This window comes from Nonomuraea sp. NPDC046570 (assembly GCF_040645915.1).
Lineage (GTDB): Bacteria > Actinomycetota > Actinomycetes > Streptosporangiales > Streptosporangiaceae > Nonomuraea.
This window is the reverse complement of sequence record NZ_JBEYZF010000016.1, coordinates 15705-29044: the sequence shown is the minus strand read 5'-3', so window position 1 is coordinate 29044 and position 13340 is coordinate 15705. Positions and strand designations below refer to the sequence as shown.

Genomic DNA, 13340 nt, shown 5'->3' with positions numbered 1-13340 from the left:
CGCTAAGCCCAGACAGCCCTACGCCGGACTTCCCGGGGCAAAGCACCACCCCGGACCTCCCCGCCCGGGACACCGCATCGGACTCTCTCGCGCAGGACACCACACCACACCCCCTTGCGCGGGGCACCACCCCGGACTTCCGCACGCTGAGCACCACACCAGGCTCCCCAAGCCTGGGTGCCTCTGCGTCGAATCCTCCAAGGTCGGATGTCCCTGATTCCCCGGCTCCGGGCCCACACAGGGACTCCTCCGCGCTTGGCTCACACATGGATTCCCCCACCCTTGGCTGGGACACGAACTCCCCCACCCTCGGTTCGCACACGCCCAGGCTGGGCTCCTTCACGCCGGGCCTGTTCGGAGACCCCAGGAGCCGATCGGGTACGAGCGCCAGCAGGGATGGCGATGCGCGGCGGACTCCGACCTGGCCAGGGGAAGCGGGGCACGCGGGGCTCCCTCTTCCCTCTCCGGCGGAAGATCATCTCTCCGGGTTCGAGCCAGCGGAACCACGGCGGCAGGAGTGGGCCGCTCCGGCAGCCGCTCCGGCACCGGCGACCGGGCCGGAGGACATGCGAGCGCCAGTCGCACGGACCGTGTGGGAAACCCGGGATGGGACGCCTGCCGTACAGGGATCTGGGGGCGAGGCGCGTGCGGGACGAGGACTCGGGGGCGAGGCGCGTGCAGTGCGAGGGCTTGGGAGCGAAGCGCATGCAGTGCGAGGGATTGGGAGGGAAGCGCGTGCACAAGGGCCCGAGGGGGCGGTGCATGGGCTCGGGGGTGACAGGTGTGCGCTGCATGGGCCTGAGGGTGACGGATGTGTGGTGCATGGGCCCGGAAGTGAGGGGTGGGCGGTGCGAGGAGCGGAGGGGCTGGGGCAGATCGAGCGGGAAGGCGGTGGTGAGGTGCGGGTGGGGCGAGGGTGTGAGGAGGGGGCGCGGGTTGGGCGGGTGGTGGGGGGCGAGCGGGAGGGGGGTTTGAAGGTGGATGAGTTGGTGGAGGCGGTTTATGAACCGTTGTTGCGGAGGTTGAGGGCCGAGCTGCGGTTGGAGCGGGAGCGGCGAGGGCTGTCCATGGACCTGCGGTACTGAGCATGGGCCTGCCACTGGCATGGATCTGCCACTGACGGCGGACCTGCCATTGACTGCGGACCCGCCACTGACTGCGGACCTGCGGCAAAAAAAAGGGGGGTGAAGGATGGCGGAGGAAGAGGTTGCGGTTGCGGTCTGCTATGTCCTCAAGATCGATGGGCATGATCTGGGGACGTTCGACAGCTGCGACGGGCTCGGCTGCGAGGTGGAGATGGAGCAGCGCGAGGAGGGCGGCAACAACGGGTACGTCTGGCAACTGCCGACCAGGGTGAAGTACTCCAATGTGCGCCTGTCCCGTTCGGTGACGGCTGCCAGCAAGGATGTCACCAAGTGGTTCGCGGGCACCGTGCACGGGGTGGCGCGCAGGACGGCGACCATCGAGGCCCGTACCCTGGCGGGCGAGCTGATCACCAGTTGGGGGTTGCGGGACGTCGTCCCGGTCAGGTGGACGGGGCCGAGGTTCGACGCCGGTACGCCCAGGGCCGCCACCGAGACGGTCGAGCTGGCCCATCACGGGTTCTTCGGACCGGGCTGGGGAGGCTGACCATGACGTCGCCCGTGGCGTTCACGGCCTCCGCGCCGGCCGGGGCTCCCGGCCAGGGCCCGCCGCCCAGCCTCGAACGCGCCTACCTTGAGCTGCTTCACCCGCCGAGCGGCGGCCTCGGCAAGCCGGGCACCGGCTACGACACCATCGCCTTCCAGTTCAACCCGAACGAGCTGTCCTTCACCAAGGCGGCGCGCTGGCGGCGGAGCCTGCAGCGCAACACCAGGAAGAGCGGCGTCCCCCAGTTCCAGGGCCCGGACCCGTGCAAGCTGACGCTGGAGATGTTCTTCGACGCCACCGACACCATGGACGACAAGGTCGCCAAGGCGGTGGAGAAGCTGTTCACCTGCGTGGTGCCCACGGACAAGACGCTGGCCAGTGCCCAGTCGTGCCCGCCGTGGGTGGTGCTGCGGTGGGGGCTGCTGAACGGGTTCACCGCGTTCGTGAGCGAGGTCACGGCCAGGTTCACGCTGTTCACGCCGGGCGGTCTGCCGATCAGGGCGGTCTGTTCGGTGACCATGGAGGAGATCGCCGGGCCTCCGCCGAGGCAGAACCCGACCTCGGGCGCGCCCGGCACCTTCGGCGTCCACGTGGTGGTGGCGGGTGAGACGCTGGCGGCGGTGGCCCATCGGGCGTACGGCGACCCCGGGCTGTGGCGGGCGGTGGCCGAGGCGAACGGCATCGACGACCCGATGCGGTTGCGGCCCGGCACGCGGCTGCTGGTCCCGGCGATGGAGGAGCTGACCGGTGGCCGCTGAACTGTTCACCGGCGGTCTGCTGGTGGATGTCGAGGGCAGCCCGCTGCCGGAGGAGGTCGCGGTGCTGCTCGCGTCCGGGTACGTCGAGGACAGCACCTGCCTGCCCGACGTGTTCGTGCTGCGCTTCCGCGACGACGGCGGCGTGGCGCTGGGCAAGGGCCGGTTCGCGATCGGCGCCAAGGTCCGGCTCAGGGTGCAGACCTCCGACCCGGGCGGCCCCCGGCCGCTGATGAACGGCGAGGTCACGTCGGTGGCTCTCGACGTGGCGTCCGACGGAACCTTCGCCGAGGTGCGCGGGATGGACGAGGCGCACCGGCTGATGCGGGGGCGGCGGGTGGCCGTCTACCCGGACATGACGGTCGCGGACATCGTGCGCAAGGTGGCGACCCGGGCAGGGCTTCAGGCCGGGGAGATCGACCCGCTGCCAGGCGTCGGCGGCCGGCCGGACACGCAGATCAACCAGGACGGCGTCAGCGACTGGGAGTTCTTGGCCCGGCTGGCGCGCCGTACCGGGGCGCGGGTGCGGGTGGTGGACGGGAAGCTGTCGTTTCGGCGGCCCGCGCCGCCCGCGGGGGCGGCGGTCACCGTGGCGGCGGGCGAGGCGCTGCTGTCGTTGCGGGCGACCGTCACGGCGGGCGGGCAGGTGCCCGAGGTCGAGGTACGCGGCTGGGACTTCGAGAACAAGCAGGAGATCACCGCCGTGGCCACCCCCCGGGCCGCCGAGGCGCAGGTGCCGGGCGCCGACCCGGTCGCGCTGGGCACCCGGTTCGGGGCGCCGCCCCTGCTGGCCGGCGACAGCCGGTACCGCACCCAGGCGGACGCGGCGGCGGCGGCCGGGGCGCTGGCCGCCGATCTGGGCGGCGGCGCGGCCGAGCTGGAGGGCGTGGTCAGAGGGGATCCCGGGCTGCGCGCCGGCACCCTGATCGCGCTGAACAATGTGGGCGCGCCCTTCGAGGGGAAGTACACGCTGTCCGCGACCCGCCACGCGTTCTCCCCCGCCACCGGCTACACCACCGCCTTCACCGTGTCGGCCGACCGCTCCCCCGGCCCCGTGCCGCCCGGCGGCGCGGGCCTGGTGCCCGCCATCGTCTGCGACGTGCAGGATCCGGCGGGCCAGGGCCGGCTGCGGCTGAGCATGCCGTGGCTCGCCGACGGCTACACCAGCGGCTGGGCCCGCGTGCTGGCGGCGGGCGCGGGCGGCAACCGCGGATCGGTGCTGCCCGCCGAGGTCGGCGACGAGGTGCTCGTCGGCTTCGAGAACGGCGACTTCGACCACCCGTACGTGCTCGGCGGGCTCTACAACGGCCGGGACGCGCCCCCGGGACTGTCCACCCCGGTGATCGACGACCTCAGCGGGCAGGTGAACGTCCGCGCCCTGGTGTCCAGGACCGGTCACCGGCTGGAGCTCGTCGACTCGGCCACCGGCGGCGGCATCCTGCTCGCCTCGGGCGACAAGCGGCTGACCGTACGGCTGGACGCGAAGACGGGCATGCTCACGATCAAGGGGGCCATGGGCGTCACCGTCGACGCGGGCATGGGATCGCTGGAGCTCAAGGGCACCGGCGTCACCGTCGACGCGGGCATGGGGCCGCTCGACGTCAAGGGCGCCCGCGTCAGCGTGACCGGCCAGGCCGACGTGGCGATCCAGGGCACACTGGTGAGGATCAACTGATGGGGTTCGCGGCACGAGTGGGCGACATGACGGATCACCCGGGCGTCATCACCGGGCCGGGCGTGCCGAACGTCCTCATCGGCGGGCTGCCCGCGGCGACGCTCACCACGATGCACGCCTGCTCGTTCCCTTCGCCGACGACGCCGCACCCGCCCACGCCGATCGCCGGGCCCGGCTGCCCGACCGTGCTCATCGGCGGGCTGCCCGCCGCGCGGGTCGGCGACCGTACCGGCTGCGGAGCCATGATCGTCGTGGGTTGTCCCACGGTGACGATCGGAGGATGACCGTGAACAGGGACTTCATCGGCGCCGGCTGGGCTTTTCCGGTGCGTACCGACCAGACGGGGTCGATCGCCCTGGTCACGGCCGAACGCGAGATCGTGGAGAGCATCCGCCTCATCCTGGGCACCTCCCCCGGCGAACGCCCGATGCGCCCCGAGTTCGGCTGCGCCATCCACGACCTGGTCTTCGCCCCGGCCAACGCGGGCACGGCCGGACTCATCTCCTACGAGGTACGGCTGGCGCTGGAACGCTGGGAGCCGCGCATCGACCTGCACGATGTCCAGGTGGGCTTCGGCCGCGTGGACGAGGGGATCCTGCTCATCGACATCCGCTACGCGCTCCGCGGCGACAACGACCCGCGCAACCTCGTCTTCCCGTTCTACGTCATCCCGCCGCACGAAGGAGCATGATGGCGCTACCCGCTCCCGACCTCGACGACCGTCGCTTCCAGGATCTCGTGGACGAGGCCAGGCGCCTGGTCCAGGAGCGCTGCGCGGCGTGGACCGACCACAACGTCTCCGATCCGGGGATCACGCTCATCGAAGCGTTCGCGTTCATGGTCGAGCAGCTGCTCTACCGCCTGAACCGGGTCACCGACCTGCACTACCTGCGCTACCTGGACCTCATCGGGGTACGGCTCTTCCCGCCGACCCCGGCGCGTTGCGACCTCACGTTCCGGCTGTCGGCGGCCAGGCCGCAACCGGTCACGGTCCCGAAGGGCACGCACGTGGCCGGCCAGGAACCGTACACGGCCAACGGGGAGCCGCCCGCGGACAAGCCCGTCGTCTTCACCACCGTCGAGGACCTGGTGATCGTCCCGTGCTCGCTCGCCCACCTGTACACCGGGGCCGCCAGGTCGGCTCCGGTGTACCGCGGCGCCCAGCTCGCGGAAGGGACGGGCGTGGGCTGCTTCAGCGACTCCCCCCGCCAGGGCGACGCGGTGTACTTCGGGCTCTCCACGGCCGTGCCCCGGTGCACGGTCCTGCTCAGGCTCGACTGCGAGATCGCCGGGCCGGGAGTCGACCCCCGCGACCCGCCGCTCGAATGGCAGTACTGGAAGGCGGGCACCGGCGAGTGGGCGGCCTGCGAGGTGGGCCCCGACACGACGGGCGGGCTGACCGCGGACGGCGACGTGGAGGTGCACGTGCCCGGCGACCACGGGCTCTCCGTGGTGGGCGAGCACCAGGCCGGCTGGCTCCGGTGCCGCGTGGTCGAGTCGAGGCAGGGCCAGCCGGAGTACACCGCCACGCCGCGCATCACGGCGGTGACCGCCAGGACCATCGGCGGGTCGGTCCCCGCCTACCACTGCGACATCGTGACGGACGAGATCCTCGGCACGGCCGAGGGCGTTCCCGGGCAGCGGCTCGCCGTCCTGCGCCCGCCCATCGTCTCCACCGGCGAGAAGCTGGTGGTACGGGTGCTCGCGCGGGGCGGCCCGCAGGAGTGGACCGAGGTGGACACCTTCGCCTATTCCGGGCCCGGCGACCGCCACGTCATGGTGGACCGGGTCGCGGGTGAGATCGTCTTCGGGCCCGCGGTGCGGCAGGAGGACGGGGCGCTGCGCCGCTACGGGGACGTACCCGAGAAGGGCGCGCTCATCAAGGTGCCGCACTACCTGACCGGCGGCGGACAGGGCGGCAACGTGGCGCGTCACGTGCTCACCGTGCAGCGGGAGCCGGTGCCGTTCGTGACGAGCGTCATCAACAGGAAGGCCGCGCTCGGCGGCGTGGACGCCGAGTCGGTGGCCAACGCCGCCGCACGAGGCCCGCTGCAACTGCGCATCCGGGACCGCGCCGTCACCGCGGAGGACTACGAGCAGCTCGCGCGGGGGGTGGCGCCGGAGGTGGCGAGGATCCGGTGCGTGCCCGTGCAGGGGCCGGACGACCGCCCCAGCGAGGGGGTGCGGGTGCTGATCGTGCCGCATGTGCCGTACGACGAGATGCTCTTCGAGAATCTGCGGCCGACGGAGGAGACGCTTCGGAAGATCGTTGCCGAGCTGGACGCGCGGCGCTGCCTGGGGGCGCGGGTGCTCGTCGAGCCGCCTTACTACCAGGGTGTCACCGTGGTGGCCGAGCTGCGTGCCAGGGCGGGCGCGACCCGCGAGGCGGTACGCGCCCGCGCCAAGTCCGCCCTGTACGCCTACCTCAATCCCATCATCGGAGGCCAGTACGGCACCGGCTGGGCGTTCGGGCATCCGGTGCAGTCCGGGGAGGTGCACGCCGTGCTGCAGCGGGTGGACGGAGTCGAACTCGTCGACGACATCCTCCTGTTCGAGGCCGACCCGGTCACCGGGCAGCGCGGCGAGCCCGTCCAGCGGATCGCCCTGGAGTCCGACGCGCTGGTCTTCTCCTACGGGCACCAGATCAAAGTGGAGCACTGAGCGATGCGAGGAGCCGTCCGCCGCCTGGCCACCGCCCACCCGCTCGGCGAGCAACTGCCCGCCATCTACGCCGACGACGAGATGGCGCAGAAGATGACCCAGGCGTTCGACGAGGTGCTCGCACCCGTGCTCACGACGCTGGACTGCCTGGACAGCTACCTCGATCCCGCGCTCACCCCGCCGGACCTGCTGCCGTGGCTGGCCGGGTGGGTGGCCATCGGCTTCGGCGAGCAGATGAGCGAAGCTCAGCGCCGGGCACTCGTGGCCGCCGCGGTGTCGCTGCATCGCGAGCGGGGAACCCTGTCCGCGCTGGCCAGACTGGTACACACCCTCACCGGCATCGAGGCGCGGGTCACCGACTCCGGCGGCACCGCCTGGTCCACCCAGGCGGGCGGCTCCCTGCCCGGCACGGAGGACTCCAGAGTCACCATCCACCTGCCCGGCTACACGACCGTCGACCGCCAATGGCTACAGGCCGTCCTCGAACTCGGCGTCCCCGCCCACATCCGCGTCACCGTCGCGTACGACTGACAGCCGCCTCGCCGAACGAATAGAAGGGTGAGGTCGCGCCGTAGAAGATGTGAAACCTTGTCGAAACCGCTGCCCCCGTAGAAAGGACTGCAGAGGAATCAACCGAGAAGGAGAGATCTCGTGAAGCGCTCTCGTCTCATCGTCGTCGGCTTTCTTGCTCTCGCGCTGGCCCCTTCGTAGACGGCGAAGGCCCGAAGGTCTGCCCGCTGGAACGCAACCCCGACGAGTAGCCCTCAAACGAAGCCGCGCCCAGAGAGGCGCGGCTGCACGGTTTTACGATCGCGTCCGTGCCACCCGGAAGCTACCTGGAGTCGGCGCGCTCCCGCCGAAGGCAGTAGTTCGCAGTCTGGTAGCTCGGCGAGGGCGACGACACCGGCGGAGAGCATGAAGCTGACTCCCACGAGAGCCATCGTGAATGGCCGCCCGAGGTGGCGCCAGGCCCTGTTTCCCGCAGCCCGAACTCCACCAGCGACAAGAGCCACAGACCCGATGCTCAAGACACCTAAGAGGAGCTCACGAATGGTTGACATGGTCGGCGATCTTAACGCCCTCCACCGACACTTTTGGCAGCGGCGATATTTAAGTCTTTGAAAAGCGGCCCGCGTTCTGAGGGCATGACCGCTCTCCAGTACTCTCCCTGAGTTGATCTCTTTTCTGGAGCGAGGCTCAGGTGCCAAGGACGCAATCCGCCGAAACAGCGGCGCTTCGCTTCGGCGCGGTGCTGGCCGCGTCAGGACCGGTGATCCTGACCGCTTTCGGCATAGGCAGAGAAAGCACCGGCTGGTTCTGCTCCGGAACGAACTCCGGCCCCTACGCCCCGCAGAGCGCATCGTGGGAGCTGCTGTTCTGGGCGGAACTCCTGCTGCCTGTCCTCTTGGCCGCTCTCCTGCTGCGCGGGCCGCGCCGGGCCACGCTTCTCGCCGTCTCGGCGGTCGGCGCCGTACTCGCTCTCGGGCTGTTCACGGCGGTTCTCCTGCCCGCCGCCGACCCGTGCACCGGACACGCGCTTCCCGTCACGCTGCCCTGGCCCCTGATCTTCTGCTACCCGGTGGCCGCGGTGTCACTGATCCTGGCGGCCCGCTCACCGCTGCCCCCCGCGCGGCACGGAGTCGTCATCTGGGTGATCGCGTCCGCCGCCGCGGCATGGACGGCGGCGACCTCCCGCTTACCCGCCACGATCGACAAACTGCCCGGCCACCTCGTCGAGGCTCCGGAGCCCTTCTGGTACGGCTTCGCGAGATGGGCCTCGGAAGCCGAGACGATCGGCCTGCCGATCGTGATCGTCGCACTGGGCGCTGCGGCGAAGGGCTGGTGGGGACGGCTGGGCGGCATCGCGGCCGGAGGACTCCTTCTCCTCTTCGCCCTGCTCGATGTGGTGGCGTGCGTCAGCCAATACGGGAGCGAACTCCAGGTGCGTCTCGTCAGTCTGATCAAATGGCCTCTGCTCCTTGCGGCCCTCCTGGTCCTGCTGGCCACCTGGAGTCGGCAGGGGCCTGGAACCGTTCGCCCGCTCCGGGGCAAGATCCCCGGACAGCCGAAGGACCTCGCCATTCTGATCGTCGTCCTGGCCGGGGCCCTCTGGCTCGTCGTCACCTCCTTCTCGCCGTCCTCGCCATAGCACCTGGTGCAGCGTTCGCGAGAGCTTGACTTGAACCTTTGTTCAGGTCCCGAGAGCTACCAGACCAAGACCGACCGCGACATCCCGCTGGTGATCCTGGAGCCGCTGTCCGCGGAGGTCGGGCACCATGCCCGTGGGCGTCACCTGCAGCCCGAGTCGGGGGCATAAGCGTAAATACACGGACATGGACTACCTCTTGCGACGCGACCCGACGCTACGTCAGGATCGCTCAACACACCTCGCCTGTGTCCGCGTTCCCACCCGAGTTGGCGGCCGGCCCCCACGCACCGATGCATGACCACATAGGAGGCTGTCGTGAACCCACAGGAGAACATCGATCGGTTCGGTTACCGGCAGGAGTTACGCCGCGGGGTCGGACTGGTCGACCTGGTGTTCTACGGCCTCATCTCCATGGTGCCGATCGCCCCCTTCGCGATCTTCGGTCTGGTCTACTCCCGCTCGGGCGGCATGCCGGTCCTGGCGTACCTCGTGGGAATGATCGCGCTGCTCTTCACCGCGATCTCCTACGCGCAGATGGTCAAGGCGTTCCCGCTGTCCGGGTCGGTGTACAACTACGCGGGCCGGGGCATCGCCGCGCCCGTCGGTTTCATGACCGGGTGGGCGATCCTGCTCGACTACCTTCTCGTCCCCAGCCTGCTGTACCTCGTCGCGTCCATCGCCATGAACGCCAGCGTGCCGCTGGTGCCCGTGTGGGCATGGCTGGTCGTCTTCGTGGCCGTCAACACGGTGATCAACCTGCGGGGCATCCGCGTGACGATCAAGCTCACCAAGGTGATGATCGTCGCCGAGCTGATCGTCCTGGGCCTGTTCCTCGCGGCCGGCGTGTGGGCTCTCCTCCTGGGCAAGGGGCGCGGGTTCAGCCTCTCACCGCTGCTCAACCTGGACACCTTCTCCTGGCCGGTGGTGTTCGCCGCCGTCTCGGTCGCGGTCCTGTCCTTCCTCGGCTTCGACGGGATCAGCATGCTGGTCGAGGAGTCCACCGGCGGCTCGGCCCAGGTCGGCAGGGCCATGCGCATCGCCCTGATCCTGGCCGGCGTGCTGTTCATCACCCAGGTCTGGGTCGCCGCCCTGCTGGTGCCCAACCCTGACGCCCTGCTGGTCAGCGGCAGCGGCACCGCGTTCTACGACGCGGCCGCCGTAGCCGGCGGTGAGTGGCTCCGGCACCTCACCTCGACCGCCACCGCGATCTCCTGGGGAGTGGCCAACACCCTGGTCGCGCAGGTCGCCGTGTCGCGCCTGCTGTACGCGATGGCGCGGGACCGGCAGCTCCCGTCCTTCCTGGCCAAGATCTCGGTCAAGAACTCCGTACCGGCCAACGCCATCCTGTTCATCTCCGCGCTGTCCATCGGGCTCGGGTTGTGGATGTCCACCCGCAAAGACGGTGTCGACGTTCTCAGCAGCCTGATCAACATGGGCGCGCTGGTCGCCTTCATCGTCCTGCACGTCTCCGTCATCGTGCACTACGTGATGCGCGGGGGGTCGACCGACTACTGGTCGCACCTGATCGCGCCGCTGATCGGGATGGCGATCCTCATCTTCGTCGTGATCCACGCCAACATCCTGGCGCAGCTCGTGGGCCTGATCTGGCTCGCCGTCGGAGCCATCGTCCTGGGCGGCCTGTACGCCATCGGCCGACGCCCCACCCTGCCGGTCGACGCCAGGTCGAAAGAGCGGGTGTGAGTGGCGCCATGGACCGACTGCCGCTCTACCAGGACCTTTTCCTCATGTCCCACCATGAGTCGGGCAAGCCGCTGATCCATCGGCCCTCGATGGCCCTCGGGCTGGCCGGAGCGGTCCTGGTCGAGCTGGCGCTGAGCGACCGCGTCACCGTCGTGCAAGGCCGGGCCACGGTCACCGACCGTACCCGTACCGGTGACCCGATCATCGATGGGCTCGCCACTCTGATCCTGCGGGACCGTGCCAACCGGGACGTCACCTACTGGATCAAGAAGGTGGCGGACGACGTCTACGACCGCACCCGGCACCAGCTCGTCGCCTCGGGCGTGCTGGTCCCGGTGACCAGTCGTCTCCTCGGCATGCTGCCGTACACCCGCTACCAACTCGCCGACCTGGCGTCGGTGGTGCGGGCGTCGGCGAGGGTGCGGTTCGCCGTGGAGGGCTGGAGGGAGGCGGACGCGCTGTCCGCCGCGCTCTGCGGCCTGGTGGCGGTGCTGCAGGTGGAAGGGGAGCTCTACCTCGACCAGCCGTCGAGCCAGCTCATCGGCCGCCTGCGGGCCATCGCCGCCGAGCACTCCCCCGTGGTCAAGGAGCTCGTCGGCATCGTCGACGCGCTGGTCGGCGAGGCCGCCGTCGCCGTGTACCGGTAGGAAGCTTCGCCGTCACCAGGTGAGGAAGAGCGCCTCGGGAGAGTGGTGGATCAGGGTGGGGGCCATGGTGATGTCGGTGTGGGCCAGGCGCAGGCCGGGGAGCTCGCGCAGCAGGATTTCCAGGGATATCCGCACCTGCTCCTTGGCGAGTTGCGAGCCTGGGCAGCCGTGCGGGCCGTACCCGAAGGACAGGTGGCGGAAGGCCGGGCGGGTGATGTCGAACTCGTCCGGGCGCGCGGTGGCGTCCGCGTCGCGACCAGCCGAGGCGAAGGAGACGAAGACCACATCGTCCTCGTGCAGTTCGGTGCCGCTCAGCGTCACCCCGGTGGTGACCGTACGCCGGAAGCCCTGGATGGGCGCCTCGAACCGGGCCGCCTCCTCGATCGCCGCGGGGACGAGCCGCGGCTGCTCGCACAGCAGCTCCCACTGGCGGCGGTCGCGCAGCAGGTTCAGCACCACCGTGCCGAGCAGTGCGGTCGTGGTCAGGTGGCCGGCCAGCAGCAGATTCTGGACGTTGGAGACGATCTCCTTGCGCTGGTCGAGCGTGAGGTCGCCGGATCCGGGCGCCAGGTCCCGGACCAGCTCCGTGAGCAGGTCGTCCCGCGGGTCCTTCCTGCGCGCGCGAGCGTAGCCGTCGAGCAGGCACTGCACGTCCACGATCTCTTTCGCGACGTCGACCTGCTCGGCTTCGGTCAGCTCGGTGAACAGCAGCTCCTCCGCTCGCTGCGCGCCGCGAATCGCGCCCGGAGTGTCGGCGGGGTCCAGGCCGACCAGGTGACCGATCACGGCGGCGGGCAGCGGCCTGGCATACCCGTCCATCCACTCGACCTGGCCGTCACCGGCGAACGAGCCGATGAGCGCCTCAGCCCTCTCGGTGACGAACGGGAGCGCGGCGGCGACCCTGGCGGGAGACAGCCCCCTGGTGAGCGGCCTGCGCAGCCGCCGATGCGCGTCACCATCGGCGGTGAGTACGGCCTGCACACCACCGAATCCCTTGATCAGCTCAGTCAGCGCGGCCCGGCTGGGCAGGTAGTCAGGCCGTAGCGCGCCCGCCGACGAGAACTGCTCGGGCTTGCTCAGCACCTCGCGCACGTCTTCGCGCCTGCTGACCAGATAGGCACCCAGCTCGGGCAGGAAGGTGAGCCCGCGAGTCCTGCGGGCCTCGGCGTAGACGGGGTACGGGGCGCGGTAGAAGGCCTGTGGGTTCACATGCCTATGGTCGCGGGTGGGTGCGCGCCGTACAAGATCTGACAAAAGTCGCCCCGGCGGGCGGTCAGAAGAGGGTCAGCGGCTCGGTCGGCAGGGGCTCCGGTAGCGGTTCGAGCTCGGGTAGCCGGGTGCGCACGTCGTCGTGGAAGCGCCGGGCGAGCGTCAAGGCGTCGGCGTTGTCGGGGGTGTGGATGAAGACGGTCGGCGAGCGGCCTTCGCGCAGCCATTCGGTGACCGTGCCGATCCATTCCCGCCAGCCCTCGATCGTGCGTTCCGTGGCGTCGCGGCCCAGGTAGCGCACGATCGGACGGTCGGTGAGAGCGGCCGACCGGCGTGGCATGCGCGGTTTCTTCGCCCACGCGTCTCGTTCGGCGTCGCTGGTCGGAGGGCTCTGGAAGAAGGCGGTGGTGTCGAACGGGACCCACTCGGTGCCGGCGCGGGCGAGAACCCCTTCGAGAAGCCGTTCGGACCGCGCGTCCTCGAAGAACGCGCGGTGCCGGACCTCGACGGCGTACCGGTGCGAGCTGGGGAGGCCGCGAAGAAAACCCGCGAGGGCGCCGACGTCGGTCGGAGCGAACGACCCCGGCAGTTGGATCCAGAGGGCGTGGGTGCGCGGCCCGAGCGGCTCGATCGTGTCCAGGAACGACCGGAGCTCCTCGTCGACGCCGGTCAGGCGGCGCTCATGCGTGATCGACTTGGGCAGCTTGACGACGAAGCGGAAGTCGGGGGTGGTCTGCCCCGCCCACGACTCCACCGTGCTTTTCGCCGGGGTCGCGTAGAACGTCGTGTTGCCTTCCACCGCGTTGCACCAGCTCGCGTACGACCTCAGGCGTTCCCCGGGAGGAAGCGGATGGGGCAGAAAACGCCCCTGCCATCGCGCGTGAGCCCACATCGCGCATCCCACATGAAGCCGC

12 protein-coding genes are annotated in these 13340 nt (G+C 70.2%); 10 read left to right on the top strand and 2 right to left on the bottom strand.

The annotated features are described in order from the left end of the window. Positions 1-1191 precede the first annotated feature (1191 nt). The 10 genes from ABZ911_RS24305 to ABZ911_RS24260 all read left to right on the top strand — a co-directional run bounded on the left by ABZ911_RS24305 (position 1192) and on the right by ABZ911_RS24260 (position 11217). The gene (locus ABZ911_RS24305; RefSeq protein WP_358059956.1) at positions 1192-1629 is read left to right on the top strand and encodes a phage tail protein; all 438 of its coding nucleotides are present in this window, start codon (positions 1192-1194) and stop codon (positions 1627-1629) included. A gap of 2 nt (positions 1630-1631) precedes the next feature. Continuing rightward, positions 1632-2387 (top strand): LysM peptidoglycan-binding domain-containing protein, encoded by a 756-nt coding sequence (locus ABZ911_RS24300; RefSeq protein WP_358059953.1) that lies wholly within the window; start codon positions 1632-1634, stop codon positions 2385-2387. Next, a complete protein-coding gene (locus tag ABZ911_RS24295) occupies positions 2377-4059 on the top strand; it encodes a VgrG-related protein (RefSeq protein WP_358059950.1) in 1683 nt (560 codons plus the stop codon). The genes ABZ911_RS24300 and ABZ911_RS24295 overlap by 11 nt, the downstream gene beginning before the upstream one ends. Then, positions 4059-4343: a PAAR domain-containing protein gene (locus ABZ911_RS24290; protein ID WP_358059947.1), complete on the top strand. Its 285-nt coding sequence runs from the start codon at positions 4059-4061 to the stop codon at positions 4341-4343. Before ABZ911_RS24295 ends, ABZ911_RS24290 begins: the two co-directional genes overlap by 1 nt. After that, positions 4340-4750, top strand: a complete 411-nt coding sequence (locus tag ABZ911_RS24285; RefSeq protein WP_358059944.1) for a GPW/gp25 family protein — start codon at positions 4340-4342, stop codon at positions 4748-4750. The genes ABZ911_RS24290 and ABZ911_RS24285 overlap by 4 nt, the downstream gene beginning before the upstream one ends. Beyond that, positions 4747-6720, top strand: a complete 1974-nt coding sequence (locus tag ABZ911_RS24280; RefSeq protein ID WP_358059941.1) for a putative baseplate assembly protein — start codon at positions 4747-4749, stop codon at positions 6718-6720. Before ABZ911_RS24285 ends, ABZ911_RS24280 begins: the two co-directional genes overlap by 4 nt. Positions 6721-6723: 3 nt before the next feature. After that, positions 6724-7251 (top strand): phage tail protein I, encoded by a 528-nt coding sequence (locus ABZ911_RS24275; RefSeq protein ID WP_358059939.1) that lies wholly within the window; start codon positions 6724-6726, stop codon positions 7249-7251. A 670-nt stretch (positions 7252-7921) separates the two neighbouring features. Then, a complete protein-coding gene (locus tag ABZ911_RS24270; RefSeq protein WP_358059936.1) occupies positions 7922-8869 on the top strand; it encodes a hypothetical protein in 948 nt (315 codons plus the stop codon). A 315-nt stretch (positions 8870-9184) separates the two neighbouring features. After that, a complete protein-coding gene (locus ABZ911_RS24265; RefSeq protein WP_358059933.1) occupies positions 9185-10570 on the top strand; it encodes an APC family permease in 1386 nt (461 codons plus the stop codon). Positions 10571-10578: 8 nt separating this feature from the next. Then, positions 10579-11217: a GPP34 family phosphoprotein gene (locus ABZ911_RS24260; RefSeq protein ID WP_358059930.1), complete on the top strand. Its 639-nt coding sequence runs from the start codon at positions 10579-10581 to the stop codon at positions 11215-11217. A 12-nt stretch (positions 11218-11229) separates the two neighbouring features. On the opposite strand, the gene ABZ911_RS24255 is transcribed toward ABZ911_RS24260, so the two are convergent. Both ABZ911_RS24255 and ABZ911_RS24250 read right to left on the bottom strand, forming a co-directional pair. Further along, the gene (locus tag ABZ911_RS24255) at positions 11230-12426 is read right to left on the bottom strand and encodes a cytochrome P450 (protein WP_358059927.1); all 1197 of its coding nucleotides are present in this window, start codon (positions 12424-12426) and stop codon (positions 11230-11232) included. 64 nt (positions 12427-12490) lie between these two features. Then, positions 12491-13318 carry a DUF72 domain-containing protein gene (locus ABZ911_RS24250; RefSeq protein ID WP_358060399.1) on the bottom strand — a complete coding sequence of 276 codons (828 nt, stop codon included), beginning with the start codon at positions 13316-13318 and terminating at the stop codon, positions 12491-12493. Positions 13319-13340: the final 22 nt, after the last annotated feature.

Bases quoted from the DNA above. Each gene is read 5' to 3' on its own strand.
- ABZ911_RS24305 (WP_358059956.1), top strand. From the start codon at position 1,192: ATGGCGGAGGAAGAGGTTGCGGTTGCGGTCTGCTATGTCCTCAAGATC.
- ABZ911_RS24300 (WP_358059953.1), top strand. From the start codon at position 1,632: ATGACGTCGCCCGTGGCGTTCACGGCCTCCGCGCCGGCCGGGGCTCCC.
- ABZ911_RS24290 (WP_358059947.1), top strand. From the start codon at position 4,059: ATGGGGTTCGCGGCACGAGTGGGCGACATGACGGATCACCCGGGCGTC.
- ABZ911_RS24285 (WP_358059944.1), top strand. From the start codon at position 4,340: ATGACCGTGAACAGGGACTTCATCGGCGCCGGCTGGGCTTTTCCGGTG.
- ABZ911_RS24280 (WP_358059941.1), top strand. From the start codon at position 4,747: ATGATGGCGCTACCCGCTCCCGACCTCGACGACCGTCGCTTCCAGGAT.
- ABZ911_RS24275 (WP_358059939.1), top strand. From the start codon at position 6,724: ATGCGAGGAGCCGTCCGCCGCCTGGCCACCGCCCACCCGCTCGGCGAG.
- ABZ911_RS24260 (WP_358059930.1), top strand. From the start codon at position 10,579: ATGGACCGACTGCCGCTCTACCAGGACCTTTTCCTCATGTCCCACCAT.
- ABZ911_RS24250 (WP_358060399.1), bottom strand. From the start codon at position 13,318: ATGTGGGCTCACGCGCGATGGCAGGGGCGTTTTCTGCCCCATCCGCTT.